Below are 18738 nucleotides of genomic sequence, written 5' to 3' on the forward strand. Positions count from 1 at the left end.
ATCTACTTAATTTGAATGTTTGTAAATTGATATCAGTCAGCTTTCAGATTCCTTTCAACCTCTTTTCAGAAAAAAAATATATTTTAAGATTACTAATTGAATTATCGTCTTTAAACAAAAATGATGAAATCTTTTGTGAGCGGCACGATTTCCCTAATCAGCCTAGTATCCTTTAATATTACATCTGTCAATGCCCGAACAGTGGATAGCACCCAGCAGCCAGCTGGTAATACTATTCCTCCTCAAAAGCTAATTAAACTAGCACGTCAAGGAAGGTTTAAAACCCAAGGCATTCCTAGTTATAGTAAGCTTAATAGTGCTATTCGTTCGGGAAAAGTCAATGCTCAAACCTTAGTATCAGCAGCAATAAAGCAGAATCGCTTACCGAAGAACGCTTTACAAAATGTCGGTTATTTGTCAGCGATTAAAGATCATTTACAGTCTGGAGGGTGTGGTTCTTTGTGAAGTTCACTTCCGAAAGAATAAATCTCGAACAAGTATTCAGCCCTAAATTTTCTTTAACCACCATTTTGGTTTGGTAAATCGTGTTTTCGGAGTCTTCTTATTCTGATACCAATTCAATTAATGTCTGCGGCAGATAATTTTGGTTTAGGGGTGAACTGCCGTTCGCCCTTACGGGATGTGTCGCATTCATTTTTTTTGGGTATGAGTCGATCTGGCTAATGCGTATTTAATAAAAAATAACCTCTTTCTGAAGAAAGAGGCGTTAAATCTGAATTATCGATTGTCAATTATTTAAAACATTTAAAACATCAGCCGGTATTTCTCATTCCCGCAGCAATGCCGTTAATGGTAAGCATCGCCCCACGCAATAGTTCTTCTTTACTAAAGCGGAAGTGTAACGCTTGAGATTTATCGTGTTGACGAAGGCGTTTAATTAATGCCACCTGTAAAAATCCTAAGGGAACAATTGTCCCATTACGCAGTTGTACCGATCTTTGTAATTCAGGATCGCCATCAAGCAATTTCATTTGACCATTAATTTTGAGAATTAAATCTTTGGTTAGATTATATTCTTGAGATATTTGGGCAAATAGCTTATCAAAACGTTCTAAATCTTCTGGTTGAGACAGTTCTTTAACGTAATGTTCGGCTATTTGTAGATCGACTTTAGCTAGAGTCATTTCTACTTTAGAAATTAAGACTCTAAAGAAAGGCCATTTAACGTAAAAGTATTGCAGTAAATCCAGATTTTTTTCTGGTTCTTGATCTAGGAAACCTTGTAAAGCAGAGCCAACACCATACCAAGCAGGAAGCAAAAAGCGACTTTGAGTCCAACTGAAAACCCAAGGAATTGCCCGTAAGCTGCTCATATCTTTCTTTTTACTGGCATTCCCTTTTCCAGGACGTTTAGAAGGGCGAGAACCAATTTGTAGCTGGCTAATGACATCGACTGGGGTAACGGAATGAAAGAAATCGACAAAATCTGGTTGCTCATAGATTAACGCTCTATACACAGCACGCGATCGCACTGCCAATTCTTCCATGATTTGATTCCAAGGTTCTACGCGGTCAAATCCGCTGCCCAATAAACTCGATTGAATGACTGCCGTCGTCATGGTTTCAAGATGATATAGTGCTAGCTCAGGTAAGGAATACTTGGAAGCTAGAACCTCTCCCTGTTCGGTAATTTTAATTCTGCCTTTAATCGTATCAGTTGGCTGGGCTAAAATCGCCGAATAAGCAGGACCACCACCACGACCTACAGAACCACCGCGACCATGAAAAATTCGTAACGATATACCAAATTCGGAAGCAACTTCTTGTAAGGCTCGTTGAGCTTTATGAATCTCCCAATTACTACTCAGAAAGCCAGAATCTTTATTACTATCGGAATAACCCAACATTACCTCTTGAAGATTGCTGGGTTTTAGGGGAACAGGGCTAATGGCTGCATGAGTATTCTGGTCTTGAACTGCCGATACGTGTTGATATCCTCCTGCTAAAGCTGCCCGATAAAGTGGAAGTTCAAATAGCTCTCTCATTACCGAAGGAGCGCGTTTTAAATCTTCTACAGTCTCGAATAAAGGCACAATTCTGACTGTGGTATGGCAGGTGGCAGGGTCGTATAATCCTGCTTCTTGGGATAGTAGCAGAACTTCTAAGACATCACTAACAAAGTTAGTCATGCTAATGATGTAAGTCTGGCAAATACCCCGTCCAAATTCCTGTTGCAGTAAACGCAACATTCTCAAGGTTTCGATCGTCTCACAAGTAGCCTCCGAGAAAGGCATTTCTGAGGGGATTAAAGGTCTGCGGGTTTTTAATTCTTGAATTAACCAAGCAGTTTTCTCTGGTTCAGAAAGCTCATTGTAGGGTTTGGGGAGTACTTGTAGATAAGCAGTGATTTCGGCGATCGCATCTGAATGACGAGAAGAATCCTGACGAAAATCTAGTTCGACCAAAGTAAATCCGTATACTTCAGCTTGACAGATTAAGTTGTCCAATTCACGACAATGCAAACTAGTGGCGGCTAGACTACTCTGCATCAGCTTTAATTCAGCTACAAACTCTTCTCCCGAGGCATAGATATTATCGGTATTGATTTCCGAGATTGCTTGTCTGCCAGCAGCAGAAGCCAAAGCTTGATTACGTTCCAGAGTACTTTTTAATCTCCGAGCAATATAGGCTAACTTGAGACGATATGGCTCTTGACGGTAACGAATTGCTAATTCTTCATAGATTTCAGGCATCTGTTGCTGATCTTGTTCTAAAGAATCTAACAGTTCTTGTCTCACATCACTCCAGTGTAAAGAAAGACTGAGTAACTCCCGTAACTGCTCGATCGACTTGAGATACTTTTCGATGACAATACTTCTTTGATAGCAAGCAGTCTCCCAAGTCACTTGAGGAGTTACAAAAGGATTACCATCACGGTCAGAACCGACCCAGGAACCAAAATAACAAAAATTATGAGTTGGAGCAGACAAATGAGGGAAAGAACTAGCCAAGGATTGTTTCATCCTCGAAGCCAATTGGGGAATTACATCAAATAAAACTTCCTGAAAGTAATGTAAAGAGTAATCCACCTCATCCAATACTTTGGGTTTAAACTGATGTAGTTCATCAGTACGCCACCAAAGACGAATTTCCTCGGTTAGTTGATTAACCGCTTCACTGGCTTCCCAAGAGTCAGACAATCCCATTTCACGCATTACTTCTTCGGCAACATCTAGCTGCTCTAAAATATGCGATATGCGTCGTTGCTTTTTACGGATTGTGTGACGCACTATTTCCGTGGGATGTGCTGTAAAGACCAATCTAATATCCAATTGGTCTAATAATCTTTGCAGCATTAGCGGAGGCATATTTATTTCCTTGAGGTAAGGAAAAAGCCAGTGAAATAAACCAGCTTTACTGCTGCTAGATATACTTGGCTCAACCCACTTCTCCTCAAGTTGATCCACGGTGGGCTGCATAGAATTAGCAGAACTTATGCCATTCCCATTGGATTTTGCTGGAGTAGCTGAGGTATGAGTTACACGTCGCGAAAGTTTTTGTTCTCTACATTCGTAGTGTTGTTCAATGATATTAGTGAGTTGAAAATAGAGTGCAAAAGCACGAGCTGTCTGAATGGCATCATTTAAGCTCAACTTCTCGATTAATTGTGGTACCGAAGACTCAGGAAGAGAATCTGTTACTTGTCCTTCAGCAGAGGAAAGAGAGCGCATTTGCTTAAGTAGCTTAAGCATTTCCTCTCCACACTCGGACAGCAGCACTGACTCCCACAGATCTTCTACTAATTTTTGCCGATGGCGCAACAGTAAATAGGATGCAGAAAGTACATTTACTTCCTGTGGATCCGCGATCGAAGATTGAACAACCGAACTCATAAAAACCTCTGCTTGGCGTATGTATAGTGTGACTTAATCTATGGAGTAAAGTATTCAGAATTTTCTGAGCGAGAATAACTATCGGCATCCAGACTGTATAAATGGACAATCTTGACAATCCAGTACGTACAACCTCAGACTGAAACAGGTTTTAATGACAACACACTTAAATTATTATATTGAGACAGCGATTTTTGCAAATGTGTCTCTATTACCTTAATGATTTGCAGCATAAACCCTAGCTTTATGGTCTTTATCTTGACTGCCTAAATCAATTTTCTAAGATATATAAAAGATGCTCAAGATATTTAGTTCTAATCTAATCAAAATGGGGAAAATTGAGCAGAGGTAAACGTTCAGAACGAAAGATTTCTTCGCTAGCTTTTCCTAATTCGGTCATCCATTCTGTTAAATAATATAAAGTCAAAATGCTGATTATAAAAGGGCTTGTGGCAACGCTTAATCCTAAGAAAGATAATAAGCAGGATGTATGATTAGACTTCATAATTAAATCGATTTGCCTTCTTGGTCTATTATTCTTGATCTATATTGTATGAATTTTAGGAAGTCGTAGCTCTCCGCTGCACTATTTCTTTATAAGAAACAGCTCCAAAAATTGACACCCGTGTCCCAATATTCTTGATGAACTTAAGGTATATCGACATTTAATCAAGTAGAAATGAAACAAAAAATTATTCAAGTTGATGCTTTCACTAATCAAGCTTTTAAAGGAAATCCTGCGGCTGTGTGTGTGTTACCTGAGGCTCAGAATGATCAATGGATGCAGTTAGTAGCTCAGGAGATGAATCTTTCGGAAACAGCTTTTTTGCATAAACAAGACCAAGATTATAGTTTACGTTGGTTTACTCCAACTACAGAAGTACCACTGTGTGGTCATGCAACTTTAGCTAGTGCCCACGTATTATGGACAGAAGGATATGCTTCAACTGGTCAGTCGATTAACTTTCAGACTAAAAGCGGGTTACTGACTGCTAACTATCGCGATGACTGGATTGAGCTAGATTTCCCGGCTAATCGCTCTCAAGCTATCCCGCCCATAACTAAACTGCAAGATGCTTTGGGAGTACAGTTAAAGACTGTTTTATACAATTCTTTGGGTTATTTAGTCGAAATAAATTCTCCAGAACAGGTAGAACAGTTACGGCCGAATTTTGGCTTATTGAAGCAGCTACCTATATCCAATGTCATTGTCACTAGCTTGGCGGCAGATAACTCAGAATATGATTTTGTATCCAGGTTTTTCGCTCCTGGTTTAGGCATAGATGAAGACCCAGTTACAGGAGCAGCTCATTGCTGTCTTGCTCCTTATTGGCGCGATCGCTTGCAGCAAGATAGTTTCTTAGCTTATCAAGCTTCTCTTCGTGGTGGGGTAGTCAAAATTAATTACGATGGAGGCGATCGCGTTTTTCTCCAAGGACAGGCTGTAACCGTAATGCACGGAGAACTTCTTTCAGTGACCAGTGACAGTTAAAGTCTAAAACTGATAGCTAAGAACTTAAAAATCAGTAATCAGTAATCAGTAATCAGTAATTACTGATTACCATTTAATTGCTCTTTTAAGGCTGCTAAAGAAGACCAACGACTGTCCAGCTGAGATTGAACATCTAGAGATGTCTGAGCTGCTCCAGGACAATTCTCGCCGCATACTTTTCTTAGTGGTAGAGCCAAAGATAACTGCTCAAAGAGCCAGGTTTCTGGTTCAAAATGACCATTAGGAGGAAGAGTTTCGGATAAATCTTCCATGCTCACTTCTCTTTCAAGAGGGATATCTTGTACATTTTCTCGTTCAGATTCCAGCCAAATTAATTCTGAAGTGTCGATCGCCAGACGATAATTATAATGTTGTAGACAGCGATCGCAAGTTAGGGTAATAATTGTTTCTGCTTGAGATGTTATCTCTAAAAAATTGCCCCCGTGCCGTACATTGATGGTACCTTTTACAGGGGTCAAACTATTCAATCCAGCGATCTGATCATCAACAATTATTTCTGCTTGACGCTTAGAAGCTTTCAGCAGATGGGGAATATATATCGCTTCCATGATTTACTTTTATTTGGATGCAACGTCCTCTTTCTCATATACTCAATTAATACTAAGAGTCTGAGTTTCTGAGCTTAACAATTAATTTTCTGTGTGGCTCTTGACCCCTACTTTCAGTTGTTAAATCTTCAACATTCTGTAACAAGTAATGAATTTGTTTTCTTTCTGCTGAGGATAAACCTGGTATTTCAACTTCCTGGCTGGTTTCTCTAACCTGATCAGTTGCTTCTTGAGTTAGGGCTGCTAATTCTTGATTACGCTGGACTCTGTAACCATCTAATTCAACTACAAAAGAGTTTTGGGCTTCTGGATCCCGATTCAAATTGATGATGGTATTGGCGAGGTATTGAATAGCATCAATACTTTCTCCCTTAATACCAATTAGTTGCTGTCTCTGCTCTGGTGTGTAACCACTAATATCTATATTTAACCAGTGAGAATCAGATTCAATAGTTACTTTCTCAAATCCCTCTGTGGTTACTTTAGCAGCTAAACCCATAAAGTTTAATAGCTGCTCTAGCCACTGTTTACCAAACTGAAGTTGACTTTCCACGATGGTTGTTAACCTGAAGTTTTCTCTTTCTTTTTAGAGCGCTTGCGCTCAAAAGGCAATGTTTCCCTTTTAGCAGCAGCTTCTGCTTTCTCTTGCTCAGCAAGGATTTTTTGCAAGTTTTCGGGCAAAGGCTCTCGCATCAAAAACCAAGTTTGACCAGTTTGAAAGAAGTTAGCGACAACGATATACATCAATACCCCGGCAGGCAAGGGGAAAAATAAGAACATCCCACTAAATAGTAGAGGTGTTATTTTGTTGATTGTTTGCTGTTGGTCTGCACCAGAATTACCTCCTTGTGCGCCACTCATCTGCTGGTTGATGTAGATACCTATACCAAACATCAAGACCATAGCTAAGATATCAAAGTTAATATTACCGTTTTCATCAGTAACGCCAACTCGACCAAGCTTCTCAATGAATAAAAAGCCTGTATTAGCAGCAATACCAGGCACAGTGACCTGAATTGTGGCATCTCCAGGCTCTAGAGCTTTAATGGTACCGTTGTCATTAATTTGTAATCTCTCTGAGCCTTTGGTAATTTTTAGAGTAGGTTCAATGTTGTTGTCGGGATATTCTTGAATCAGAGTAGTTAAAGATTTACCATTAGGGGTTTGTAACTCTACTTTGGTACTTTCCCCAACTGCTAGCTTATTACCCCCAGGTAACATTGCGGCAATTTTGTCATGAACTCCATCGTCAATATAGATATTCTTAGGTTTAGTAGCAAAAGGCTGGGGCGCAATTCTCTCTATTTGCTCTCTAGGTAAAATTTGAACATCAATGTCATAGGGCGTGTCTGTGAATGGCGATCCCCTCAAAGTAGCAAACAGGGCAAATAAAATTGGCATTTGAAGCAGCAAGGGAAAACAACCTGCTAAGGGATTGCCAAACTCTTGCATCACTTTGGCTGTCTCTTCCCTTTGTTTTTCTGGGTCATTCTTATATTTCTGCTTGATCTGTTCCTGTCGTTCCTTCATCAGAGGTTGAACAATTTTCATTTTACGCATGTTGCGAATTTGTCCAGCACTGAGAGGTACAACCGCTAGGCGAATCACAATTGTCAGAGCAATAATTGCCAAACCATAACTCGGTACAATCCCGTAGAAAAAATCTAGGATTGGGAGCATGATATTGTTTGAAAGAAAGCCGATACCAAAATCCATTTTTTAATCTGTCCAGCCTTTGCGGAATAACTTCAATTTTCAGTCCAGTTTAGCCGATTACCCAGAGGGAAAACCGATCTAAACAATATTAACTATAGTTTTTAATTAGGGTTCATATAGATATCTCGTGTGAATTAGACCAATAAATCTTGACGAAGCTAATTCACACACGGCTTATTTTAGTTAACTTGAATTGCTTCAAGAGGTCTACCTGTTTTTGCCGCTGCTTTTTCGGAAATATAGTCGTAAATTTCTCGAAACTGGGGAACTGCACGCATTTCTAAACGGCTTTTATCTCTTAGAGTTACTACTAAATCTCCCCATAGACCAATACCTCTAGGAACTTTGACAATTTTGATAACTTCGGAATAGATAATATCTGTTCGTTCTCTTCCCATCCAGCCACCGGTAACACAAATCCGACGATCTGTAATCCGATAGCGTAACCACAAAGCTCTGACGATCGCACCGACAGTTAAAGGGATACAAATTACGGTAAACGCTAATAATATGTTGAAGATTAAATCTCCGACGTGGGGTCCACCTTCGTAAAAAACTTCTTCTTTAATACCCATTGATTATTGTTGCTTGTTTTAATAACTCTTCTAATTCTCGCAAATAATGTTCATATTTGCATTCAACTGCTTTGGGTTTAACGACAATTACTATTTTCCAACCAGGGGCCATCTTGGTCAACTTAGCTCTAATTACACTTTTAATTTGCCTTTTAATACGGTTGCGAACCACAGCTTTTTTACTGACTTTTTTACTAATAGAGATGCCAATCATCGTTTCTGAATTAGAAACTAAGTTAGCTTGTGCCTGGGAAAAAAGTGCCACTAAGGTTAGGTGAGGACTGTAACGACGGATACCTTGGTCGTAGACAGCCCTGTAGTCTTGCCGATTTCTGAGCCGATGGGCTTTTGGCAATCCCATATCCCATACTTAACTGAACTTAGACTGCCAAGCGATGGCGACCTTTTTTACGGCGAGCCTGGATCACTCTTTTGCCATTGCTGGTTCGCATACGAGCGCGAAAACCAGACTTTCTTTTTTGTTTGCGGTTGGTTCCGCCCAAAGTACGCTGAGTCACTGATTATTCCCTCTGTAAAAATTGAGCTAAAGTACTTGACGAAAAGTCACAATCCATAATTGTACTATAAACTACGGATTGATACTCAAAACCCATGCTCCAACTCTCTCGGGAACTGGTGGAGTGTTAGCAGGCACAACCTGGGCATAGAAATAGTAAGTACCGACTTCGGGATTTTTGACATTAGACATGACAATCTCTAATTTTTTGGGATCTTTGAGAGGCTCTGCCAAATTTATCTGGACAAAATGATTGTCTTCGTCCCAAATTACATCTTTGAGGGTTAAAGATTTTTTCTTATCTCCATTCGGTCTAACTTCAATTTTATCGGTATCAAATTTGCCATCAAAATAATCTGGATAAGAGATGACAAACTGAGTTGCTCCATTCTGTAATTTCTTTTTAGGAATTCTAAGACGATAGCGATCGCGATTGTCGGCAACACCACCAAAATCTAGATAGTAATTAAGAATATCTACATCTCTGTTACCAAAAATAACTAAGCCTGGTGTTCCTTGTGCCACAGCCAGAGTATGAACTCCCCCCAGAGTACAGGTAGCTAAAGTTAATGCTGTTAATAGAGGTTTGAAAAATGATTTACGAAGAAACATAATTATTTTGCTTAGAGGTTAATTGTTACTCAACCCTACTATTTTACTGACTAAGTAAAGGTATCAAATTGTCGGACGTTATTAGGTCAAAAAAGTGCCAATACATATTTATAGTAATCGAGAGTCAGGAGAACAAATTAATGAGCAACTTAATGAGCAACAGTTTACGGAAAATATGAAGTTGAAACTAAATAATTGAGGATAAGTTGATTCTCTTAATACTCCACTAAATTAATAATTGGTATGTCAGGTAATTGTTCTCTTCCCGCTAAGGTCGTCAATTCAATCACAAAAGCACAGCCAATAACTTCGGCTTCTACTTGTCCTAGAAGCTGAGCTGTGGCTTTAGCTGTCCCTCCAGTAGCCAACAAATCATCGACAATTAAGACTTTCGCCCCAGATGCGATCGCGTCTTGATGAATTTCTAACTGATCGGTACCATATTCTAGTTCGTAGGCAACGGAATGAACAGAAGCGGGTAGTTTACCTGATTTACGTACAGGGACAAAACCAGCTTGGAGTTGATAAGCTAACGGGGTGGCAAAAATAAAGCCCCGTGATTCCATGCCCACTACATAGTCGGGAACCAAATCTGCCGCCTGACATTTATGAGTCAGTTGCTCGATGGTGTAGCGCAATCCTTCAGCATTATTCAGCAAAGTGGTTATGTCCCGAAAAATAATTCCTGGTTGGGGAAAATCGGGAATATCGCGAATTAAAGATTTGAGTTCCATAAATAAACGTCAATAAATTAGATTCAATCCATCCTTTGTCTTAATAGCTATGGCATCATAACACCAGAGATTTATTTGTTATCCTCGACAAAGAATAATACATATAACTAGAATATGGATTTAATTTTATAATGAGCCAATCTGCAAGTTTAGAATCTGATTTTCCTGCTCCTGCGGAAAGCCAAGCATCAATTTTAAGCACTTTACCAGACATATCTCTTCCCTCTAAGGGTTGTTCCCCCCATACTCAATTACAAATCGATTTACTTTTATTAGCTCTCGAAGCTCTCGAATTAGGAGCATCAGAGCATATGTTGGCGATGGCAAGACAGTTGGGAATAGAAGAAATTATTAAACATCGTGTCAATCTTTGGCGTTTGCGCTGTAGTAATCCTTGGCGACGTTCTTACACTAGAGATTATTTGAGCTTAAACCAAGCCAAAGCATTAGTAATTATTGCTGCTTACCGAGCTAAAGAGCTGATGGTAATAATTAGACAATTACTGTTGGCAGAACAACAGATGCGAGAGAAAAATTTGCCGATCGACAATCATTTTCGTCTCTCAGAATATTTAGAAAGATTTCGCGCCCATTTCCGTAGCCGTATGAACTCTCGCCGTGCTAAAGTATCAGCCTACATAGCCTCAGAAGAACAATTGAACGAATTAGCTTTATCGTTGTTAAATAAGCTGTTGTTTTGTACAGGAACCAGAGGAATGCAGAGGGTGTGGTTTAGTTTGTTCGATGGAGAAGTGGCATAAAAGATGAATATTAAGCGACAATACAGTTTGCCAAACTGTAATTTGGTGTTGGAAGGGCTCGAAGATGCAGATACTGAAAGCGTTGCTATTTTAGATGGACATCCCCCCATGTCTATCTTGATTAATGCTGAGTGTAATTTTCTTAATTCCAACCAAAAACTTAGTGGTGGCAGCGTTTTCTTAGAAAACTTATCTCAAGCGGTAAGTAAGTATGCTCAAGGATTTTTGAGTGGTTTGTCTCAACCCAACCAAGAAACGACAAACTATCCTCAAATTACACTGGAAAAAGTTATCGAACAAAATCTGCATCGTCTAACTCTTGAGCCTGAACCAGGTAGTGAGGAACAAAAGATTGAGGTCAATTTAACCACAGTCGAGTTATTCGATTTAGTAGATGCGATTGATCAGTTTTATGGCGATCGCCATACTCTGCCCAATATGACTCTAGAATTACGACCAATTAGCAAGCGCTACCGTAAACCCGAACAACCTCTAACAGAGAGACTAACTCCCGTAGTGCTGGGATTTAGTAGTTTAGCAGTGATGGCTGGAGCTTTGTTTATGATTCCTCCCCCAGAAATGCGTGAACCTAAGCCGGCATCCACAGATAATACGACCGAAACTACTCCAAGTACGGACCCCAAAGAGCTTCCATCTTCAGAGGCAGAACCTATTCCCACTAATTGATTTTAGAGTTCTAGTACTGTTCCTTAATATATTTAATAATTTATAAAAGTTTTTATTGAGTCTAATACCCCCGATCAAAATTATTGAAGAAATCAACACTTTTATCGGATTATTTTAACTACTCATTTTAGGCACTCATTGCTAGTTTCATAAGTATTTTATATTCAAATTTGTCTAAGTTTGACAAGCAGTTTAGAAAGTGGAAAACTGTTTGATAAGTAAAAGCAACTAGTAGATAATAATCTATCTAGAATTGTGTTACTTCCTTAAGCGAGATTTGCTCGCTAGTTTTATGGTGCTTTTTCTCAATCACTTTTGACCAAATTTTAGAATTTAAAACCTGTTCTTAATGATCATCGCCAAACCAATGTTGAGCCAAAAATCCCATTGTGCTTTAATTCTTAGATACGATCTCTTGGTCAATTTTCAATCGTTAAACTGACAGATATTCAAAATTATCCGTAATTTAAGAATAAACTTTAAGACTTCAAATAGCCATTTAATTCCTGTTTCTAGTTTGTCACCCTTGTGATTCTATGGTGGGGAAAATCGGGCTTTTTAATTTATCACAGTTCTAAGCTGTCATAGCTTGAAATCTGAAGTTTTTGCGTTAATAATACTTTTACTTATTTAACACATTGTAAATTTTTGTATTAAATATTCTAATTAAAGTATTTTGTTTAACATTATCAAAACAAAATTAAAGCAAAATTAAAGCAAAATGAGAGTTTCCTGAGAGGATATAGCGAGAAACGGAAACTTACAAACCTTGTAAACTTGAGAGTGGGAGCATCTTAAAATGATTCGCGTATTGGTTGTAGATGACCTAAAGCTAATTTGTGAGGGTTTGAAAGCAATGTTTTTATCTGTCGAAGATATCAGCATTGTTGGATTTGCTCACAATGGCCAAGATGCCATTGAGCAAATTATTCAAGAAAAACCAGATGTCGTCTTGATAGATGTACTGATGCCGGTTATGGGTGGCATTGAGGCTACCAAGGAGATAACCAAACTGTTTCCTGAAGTAAAGGTTATTGTTCTAAGTACCTTTGAGGATGACCCCGTAATTATGGATGCGATCGCGGCAGGGGCAAAAGGTTATCTGCTCAAAAATATGATTGCTCAAGATTTAGCTTCAGCAATTCGGGCAGTCAATCGAGGCTCTTCTCAACTAGCACCCGGGGTTCTCGATAGCCTGGCAAAAACTGCTTTTAACAATTCAGGTTCCACCAACACCGTAGCAGCTCCCGAAAAAGTTGGTACTATTGATTCTAGTCAAAAAATTAAAGTCAAACCACAAACTAGTCAAGTAAAATCGTCAAAAACTAAACTGGCTAAAAAAGCTAAAGTCAAGCCAGAAAAACCATTATTTCGATACGGTGATTGGGCGGCATTAGTTATCGGAATAGTTCTATTGGCTAAAACAGATGGTATGGGTCATCATCTCGGGCACGCAGGGGTGTTCTTTTTGATGTTGGCATTGATTGCTCGTCCGATTCGTTTCTTATGGGATCTACCTCTAAAATATCGTAGAACTATCGGTATACTTGCTTTTGCGACTGCCTTAGGTCATGCTATTTATGCTACTATTAATGTCTTGCATTCAAATTGGGCAACAATCTTCTTAATGTCACCCAAATTCCAATGGGGAATGTGGGCTGGTATTTTGTCCTTGGCGGCGATGACTCCTGCTGCCATAACTAGTTTTAATCATTTTAAAAAGAAATTAGGGAAAAACTGGCGCAAAATTCATTTACTGACTGTTCCTAGCCTGGCTTTAGCAATAATACATACGATCTTAGTAGGACCTCACTACTTTGGGCAGATTCAGATAGAAATTATTCATCACTTCCGTACTTATGTGATGTTACTTGTGGGAATATTAGTGTTACTGATGCGCAGACGAATATTTTGGTCAATATTAGGATTAAGTGGTTTGGGAAAGGGTAAAAAGATCAAGACTTAAAACAATTAAAATAGCTTGCTCATTACCAAGCCCTTTGGGCTGAAGTAACAAGTAACAAGTAATGAGTAATGAGTAATGAGTAATGAGTAATGAGTAATGAGTAATGAGTAATGAGTAATGAGTAATGAGTAATGAGTAATGAGTAATGAGTAATGAGTAATGCCCGAAGTTTGGTCGAAACACATACCGGCAAGCCCTTTGTCCTCACGGACATCTCACGGTGAGGAAGAAGCTTTCGCACACGTGTCTTCATCAATTAGGACAAAGCTAAAAAAATATAATTCAATTTTTGAATACATGCGGCGAAATATGCGCCTTGGTCTTGCGTGATTCTGGAAGTATTACTCCTTACTCACTACTTCCTACTTATTACTCTTGAAGCCTGATGAGAATGAGCTTTGTAGATCAAACATCACTTAATTTATCTCGTGTATTAAGCAATTTTTTTAAAAACTAAATAGTAGATAATACAATTATTAAAGATACGTTTTTCATTCCTTTATATTTCAACAATCTGCTTCCTCCGCCTTTTTGTCTGGCTACTAAGGTTGATAGAAGATCAATTTTATATTTTTTATTTCTATCAATCCGCGAAAAAACGAATTTGTGTTCTAAAATCTTAAATTAAAATAGACAAATATAAATTTTTATTAAGCGAGGGTTTAAATAAATTATGTACATCGTGCAGATTGCCTCCGAATGCGCTCCTGTAATTAAAGCCGGCGGTTTAGGAGATGTGGTTTATGGGTTGAGTAGGGAATTAGAGGAGCGGGGTCACTGTGTCGAGCTAATTCTGCCGATGTATGACTGCATGAGATATGACCATATTTGGGGATTGCACGATGCCTATCGCGATCTAGACGTACCTTGGTATGGTGGTGAAATTAAATGTGACGTTTTTTGTGGTTGGGTACACGGAAGACTTTGTTTCTTTATTCAACCTAAGAGCCAAGATCAATTCTTTAATCGTGGATATGTCTATGGTGGTGAAGATGATCCGATGCGCTTTGCTTTCTTTAGTAAAGCGGCAATGGAGTTTTTACTCAAAAGTAATAAACGTCCTGATATCATCCATTGTCACGACTGGCAAACTGGCTTAGTTCCCGTGATGCTATACGAAATGTATCAGTACTACGGAATGGAACGTCAGAGAGTCTGCTACACAATTCACAATTTTAGACATCAAGGCAATTGTGGCAACGATATCCTGATGGCGACAGGTTTAAATCGACCTGAATACTACTTCCACTATGATCGTCTACAAGATAACTTCAATCCCTTTGCTCTAAATCTCATGAAGGGTGGGATAGTATATTCCAATTATGTTAATACTGTTTCTCCTCATCATGCATGGGAAGCTCGCTTTACGGATGTCGGTTATGGCTTGGGTCATACTCTAGAAATTCATCAAGGTAAATTTAGTGGCATTCTTAACGGTGTTGATTACAATCTGTGGAATCCTGAGTCAGATAGTTATATTCCCTCTCAGTACAGTCTTAATCAGCCTCAAAATAAAGCAAAAAACAAACAAGCTTTACGAGAACGACTACTGTTAAAGGATTGCGATAAACCCCTTATTGCTTACATCGGTCGTTTAGACGATCAAAAGGGAGTACACTTAGTTCATCATGCAATCTACTATGCTCTTAATCGTAATGCTCAATTTGTATTATTAGGTTCAGCTACTTCCGGTGATGTCAACGCTAAATTTTGGCATGAAAAGCATTTTCTCAACGATAATCCCGACGTACATCTAGAGATTGGTTTCAACGAAGAACTAGCTCACTTAATCTATGCTGGGGCTGATATGGTAGTTGTTCCCAGTAACTTTGAACCTTGCGGACTGACTCAACTGATTAGTTTAAAATACGGCACTGTACCGATTGTAAGAGGTGTTGGTGGTCTACTCAGTACCGTGTTTGACCGTGACTACGATCTAGACCATGCCCCAGAAAAGCGTAATGGCTATGTCTTCTATCAAATGGATAATCATGCTTTAGAATCAGCTATGGAAAGAGCGATCGGCTTATATTATGAGTATCCTAAGGAATTTGAGCAGCTAATGTTGCAAGGAATGGAATACAATTATTCTTGGAAAAATTCAGCTTCTCAATATCTCAGTATTTATGAGCTGATTCGGTTTAAGTAAGTCTGTCTAATTAATTTTCTTTAAAGCTGCGACCAAACTCTGACAAACATTAGTTAAAAAATCTAAGTCCAGAGTGTCGATTGTATCGCTAGCCTGATGATAATGAGGATTACGCAACATTGCCGTGTCTGTCACCATGATGGCACGGTAATTTTGTTGCCAAAAAGGACGATGATCGCTAAATCCAGTGATGGGAACCAGTTTGCCACTACTAGGATCTGGTAATATTTCGCAGGGAGTGCCAGTTTGTTTCATTTGGCGACTCATACGCATTAAATCAGGAAAGGCTTTTAAATTACCTACTAAAGCAATAAAGTTACCGCGATCGCCATAAAAGGGTTTTAATATCTTAGGATAAGACTGAGAATCAGCAGCATTATCGCAATATCCCAACATTTCTAGGGACAACATCAGTCTTAACTTTTCTTTATTTTGCTTAAGCTGTTGAGCATAGGCAGTACTACCTAATAAACCATATTCTTCCAAATCAAATGCTACTAGCCTAACGGGATATTTTAGCGGACTAGTAGTAAAAACTGCTGCTAACTCTAATAGAACCGCTACTCCCGTTGCATTATCATCTGCCCCAGGAGTCCCAGGTACAGCATCGTAATGTGCGCCAATTAAGATCGGAGGTAAGTTGGATGTTTGATCGGAATCAAGATTGAGGATTAGATTTTGATAAGTTTTACCATTAACTTCAAATTCATGATTGTCCACTTTTCCCCACTGAGATAAAGACTCGCGGATATATTCCCTAACCAAAAAATGTCCTCCAGAAGCAACATAGGGATCTCGCTCTCGTACAATTTGAGTCAGATGATCGTAAAGCCTTTGTTTCAAATTGACATTTATTTGTTGTTGGTTTTCCATCTTACTACTTTTTTAGACAGCGTGATTTCTCAATAATTCTAACCATTTACCACTATAGTTGTGGACGTTGTGTACGTTTTTAGCTTAACTACCGATAATTACTGTTATCGGTAGTTCATTGTTCTTTGACAAAATATAAATCACAAGCGTTTACAGGCAAAAGTATGTATAACATTTTGAATGCTTCCAATTCTATATATTGAATTTAAATTTACTATCACTTATTTTCCAAAAAGATAAAAATTTTCCTAGATATTAGTCTTAAAAAGCAATAAAAAACTTGATGTTTTTTGTTATTAAAGTGAATTATGTAAGTCTATTTCTACCAATCTTGTTTTTCTACTCAATTCTTTAAAATGTGTCACTAGTTTAGTTTTGACACATTTTATTAGTTTACAAGTACTATTAGATAGAGGTGATCTTGAAAGCAAAGTTCAGGCGATCGCGACAATATTAAAGCTCCAATCATCAAAAATAATAGAATGAACTCCCTTGATTGTTGTTAAACAAAGAGTCACTGCTACAACTTCAATAATTAAAATGTGTCATAAATTAATAATTGATACATTTTTGAGAGAGGCTAATATCGATGAATGGAATAGTGACCGCCGTAAGTCGCAGAGCAACCCATGCATTTAGTAAATCAAATCAGGATAGTATCAAGTTATTAGCAGGATTAGGTGTTGAAGGCGATGCTCATTCTGGAAGAACCGTTAAACATCGCTCCAGAGTAGCAAAAGACCCTAATCAACCTAACTTAAGACAAGTGCATTTAATTCATGCTGAATTACACGATGAGTTAAAGGCTGTCGGGTTTAACATCTTAGCCGGTCAAATGGGAGAAAATATTACGACTAGGGGTATAAATCTTTTAGAATTACCTACCGACACACTGCTACATCTAGGAAATGACGCGGTTATTCAGGTAACTGGTTTACGCAATCCTTGCACTCAACTAGACCGCTTTCAACCTGGTTTAATGGCTGCGGTGTTAGATAAAGATGAACAGGGCAATATCATTCGTAAAGCTGGAATTATGGGTATTGTCTTAGCTAGTGGAGTAGTCAATACTGGAGATCAGATTAATATTGAATTTCCGCCTAAACCATATCGATCGCTTGAACGAGTTTAAAAGCTTATTCAAAAATAGCTACTCATAATTTTTTCAAATGTGTCAATAGTTTATTTATGACACATTAATTAAGAAAAGGAAATTTTCAATTTCCTTAAATCAACTTCTTAATCAAACATACAATTCGGTCAACTTCCTCAAAGCCCAATGCTTTGTGAGCGGCAATACTGACCAAATTTTCTAGTCCAGCATCACTTGCCAATTCATCGAAACCATTTTCTGTCGCCCAATTTTCTGCGGTTTGAATTAACTTTTTTCCATATCCACAGCCCCGAAGCTCCAGATCTATATACCAACCTTCAATATAGGGAACTTTTTCTGATTAACTACCTTCAGCGTAGTTTCGCACCCTCAATTCGATGAATCTCCCCGAGCTTTCCGTTACTCTTCTCTAGAACAAATACTATCTCCTCGTACGTTTAAGAGACACTGATAGATAAATGATAAATGTTTATTATTCATTATTTTGAAACATTTCATAGTATGGAATATTATTCTTGATTGCGTAATCAGTTTTAGAGGAATAAAAATCACCATGGCGATCGTGAAAAGCCCAAGTAGTTGGAAATTGCATGATCGCACCCATGGTAAGAGGCACACCAGATTCCTTAAGAGCTTTAACACGTCGGTGCAAAGTACTTCTAGAAAGACCAGTTTCCTCAATTAGCTGGCGGTAACTATATTTTTTACCATCAATCAGCATAAAGCAGAATTTTCTTTTAGATTGTGTCAGAAATATAATTTTGACACATAGTTAATGAATTGGCTCTAATAATTAGCTACAAAATTCAATGGAAAAATAAGTGAATGGGTGACAGCGATCGCTAATAACAATCAAGTTCAAATTCTCAAATAAAAATCTCCATTATCAAGAACCTACAGCAATTCTTTTAATCATAAATTTGTGTCAAATATTTAAATTTGACACATTATATTAAGATTTAGACCACCTGTAACAATTCTGAATTCGTGAACTTTATCCATCCTCAGCAATACAAAGTTAGTAGATCGAAAAAGAGATTAAAGCCATGAGTTATAGTTCATAAGAACTAAATAATCGTCAGGTACATCTATTTCAATTTCGGCTTTTGGTGTTCCTCT

Annotated in this window: 20 protein-coding genes; 7 read left to right on the plus strand and 13 right to left on the minus strand. The window is 38.3% G+C overall.

The genetic code is table 11. The features are described 5' to 3' along the window. Positions 1 to 120: 120 nt before the first annotated feature. Complete coding sequence (locus PLEUR7319_RS0109520) at positions 121 to 465, plus strand: hypothetical protein (protein ID WP_026102421.1); 345 nt, start codon at positions 121 to 123, stop codon at positions 463 to 465. Between the two features lie 308 nt (positions 466 to 773). Here PLEUR7319_RS0109520 and ppc read toward each other — a convergent pair whose 3' ends face one another. Next, positions 774 to 3854, minus strand: coding sequence for a phosphoenolpyruvate carboxylase (gene ppc / locus PLEUR7319_RS0109525; protein WP_019504989.1), 3081 nt, complete (start codon positions 3852 to 3854; stop codon positions 774 to 776). A 319-nt stretch (positions 3855 to 4173) separates the two neighbouring features. Continuing rightward, complete coding sequence (locus PLEUR7319_RS0109530) at positions 4174 to 4359, minus strand: hypothetical protein (protein ID WP_019504990.1); 186 nt, start codon at positions 4357 to 4359, stop codon at positions 4174 to 4176. A 174-nt stretch (positions 4360 to 4533) separates the two neighbouring features. On the opposite strand from PLEUR7319_RS0109530, the gene PLEUR7319_RS0109535 reads away from it, so the two are divergent. Continuing rightward, complete coding sequence (locus tag PLEUR7319_RS0109535) at positions 4534 to 5346, plus strand: PhzF family phenazine biosynthesis protein (protein WP_019504991.1); 813 nt, start codon at positions 4534 to 4536, stop codon at positions 5344 to 5346. Positions 5347 to 5405: 59 nt separating this feature from the next. On the opposite strand, the gene PLEUR7319_RS0109540 is transcribed toward PLEUR7319_RS0109535, so the two are convergent. The 8 genes from PLEUR7319_RS0109540 to PLEUR7319_RS0109575 all read right to left on the minus strand — a co-directional run bounded on the left by PLEUR7319_RS0109540 (position 5406) and on the right by PLEUR7319_RS0109575 (position 10069). Continuing rightward, the gene (locus tag PLEUR7319_RS0109540) at positions 5406 to 5915 is read right to left on the minus strand and encodes a DUF177 domain-containing protein (protein ID WP_019504992.1); all 510 of its coding nucleotides are present in this window, start codon (positions 5913 to 5915) and stop codon (positions 5406 to 5408) included. Positions 5916 to 5967: 52 nt separating this feature from the next. After that, the gene (locus PLEUR7319_RS0109545; protein WP_019504993.1) at positions 5968 to 6468 is read right to left on the minus strand and encodes a R3H domain-containing nucleic acid-binding protein; all 501 of its coding nucleotides are present in this window, start codon (positions 6466 to 6468) and stop codon (positions 5968 to 5970) included. 8 nt (positions 6469 to 6476) lie between these two features. Continuing rightward, the gene (gene yidC / locus PLEUR7319_RS0109550; RefSeq protein ID WP_019504994.1) at positions 6477 to 7631 is read right to left on the minus strand and encodes a membrane protein insertase YidC; all 1155 of its coding nucleotides are present in this window, start codon (positions 7629 to 7631) and stop codon (positions 6477 to 6479) included. Between the two features lie 179 nt (positions 7632 to 7810). After that, a complete protein-coding gene (locus PLEUR7319_RS0109555; RefSeq protein WP_019504995.1) occupies positions 7811 to 8206 on the minus strand; it encodes a PH domain-containing protein in 396 nt (131 codons plus the stop codon). Beyond that, positions 8196 to 8567 (minus strand): ribonuclease P protein component, encoded by a 372-nt coding sequence (gene rnpA, locus PLEUR7319_RS0109560; protein ID WP_019504996.1) that lies wholly within the window; start codon positions 8565 to 8567, stop codon positions 8196 to 8198. Before rnpA ends, PLEUR7319_RS0109555 begins: the two co-directional genes overlap by 11 nt. A gap of 19 nt (positions 8568 to 8586) precedes the next feature. Next, positions 8587 to 8724 carry a 50S ribosomal protein L34 gene (gene rpmH, locus PLEUR7319_RS0109565; protein ID WP_019504997.1) on the minus strand — a complete coding sequence of 46 codons (138 nt, stop codon included), beginning with the start codon at positions 8722 to 8724 and terminating at the stop codon, positions 8587 to 8589. A gap of 71 nt (positions 8725 to 8795) precedes the next feature. Then, complete coding sequence (locus PLEUR7319_RS0109570) at positions 8796 to 9335, minus strand: DUF2808 domain-containing protein (RefSeq protein WP_019504998.1); 540 nt, start codon at positions 9333 to 9335, stop codon at positions 8796 to 8798. 215 nt (positions 9336 to 9550) lie between these two features. Further along, positions 9551 to 10069 (minus strand): adenine phosphoribosyltransferase, encoded by a 519-nt coding sequence (locus PLEUR7319_RS0109575; protein ID WP_019504999.1) that lies wholly within the window; start codon positions 10067 to 10069, stop codon positions 9551 to 9553. Positions 10070 to 10200: 131 nt separating this feature from the next. Here PLEUR7319_RS0109575 and PLEUR7319_RS0109580 point away from each other — a divergent pair, with 131 nt between their 5' ends. The 4 genes from PLEUR7319_RS0109580 (at position 10201) to glgA (ending at position 15632) form a co-directional block, all read left to right on the plus strand. Beyond that, complete coding sequence (locus PLEUR7319_RS0109580) at positions 10201 to 10830, plus strand: DUF3038 domain-containing protein (protein WP_019505000.1); 630 nt, start codon at positions 10201 to 10203, stop codon at positions 10828 to 10830. Between the two features lie 3 nt (positions 10831 to 10833). After that, positions 10834 to 11517, plus strand: a complete 684-nt coding sequence (locus tag PLEUR7319_RS0109585) for a DUF4335 domain-containing protein (RefSeq protein ID WP_019505001.1) — start codon at positions 10834 to 10836, stop codon at positions 11515 to 11517. A 799-nt stretch (positions 11518 to 12316) separates the two neighbouring features. After that, positions 12317 to 13483, plus strand: a complete 1167-nt coding sequence (locus PLEUR7319_RS37965) for a response regulator (RefSeq protein WP_019505002.1) — start codon at positions 12317 to 12319, stop codon at positions 13481 to 13483. 673 nt (positions 13484 to 14156) lie between these two features. Beyond that, positions 14157 to 15632, plus strand: coding sequence for a glycogen synthase GlgA (glgA, locus tag PLEUR7319_RS0109595; protein ID WP_019505003.1), 1476 nt, complete (start codon positions 14157 to 14159; stop codon positions 15630 to 15632). Positions 15633 to 15638: 6 nt separating this feature from the next. Here glgA and PLEUR7319_RS0109600 read toward each other — a convergent pair whose 3' ends face one another. After that, positions 15639 to 16505: a M28 family peptidase gene (locus PLEUR7319_RS0109600; protein ID WP_019505004.1), complete on the minus strand. Its 867-nt coding sequence runs from the start codon at positions 16503 to 16505 to the stop codon at positions 15639 to 15641. 589 nt (positions 16506 to 17094) lie between these two features. On the opposite strand from PLEUR7319_RS0109600, the gene PLEUR7319_RS0109605 reads away from it, so the two are divergent. Further along, a complete protein-coding gene (locus PLEUR7319_RS0109605) occupies positions 17095 to 17637 on the plus strand; it encodes an MOSC domain-containing protein (RefSeq protein WP_019505005.1) in 543 nt (180 codons plus the stop codon). A 94-nt stretch (positions 17638 to 17731) separates the two neighbouring features. Here PLEUR7319_RS0109605 and PLEUR7319_RS43460 read toward each other — a convergent pair whose 3' ends face one another. Then, positions 17732 to 17941, minus strand: a complete 210-nt coding sequence (locus tag PLEUR7319_RS43460; RefSeq protein WP_083892462.1) for a GNAT family N-acetyltransferase — start codon at positions 17939 to 17941, stop codon at positions 17732 to 17734. A 150-nt stretch (positions 17942 to 18091) separates the two neighbouring features. Beyond that, complete coding sequence (locus tag PLEUR7319_RS0109610) at positions 18092 to 18340, minus strand: winged helix-turn-helix domain-containing protein (RefSeq protein ID WP_019505006.1); 249 nt, start codon at positions 18338 to 18340, stop codon at positions 18092 to 18094. Between the last annotated feature and the right edge of the window lie 398 nt (positions 18341 to 18738).

This window comes from Pleurocapsa sp. PCC 7319 (genome assembly GCF_000332195.1).
Lineage (GTDB): Bacteria > Cyanobacteriota > Cyanobacteriia > Cyanobacteriales > Xenococcaceae > Waterburya.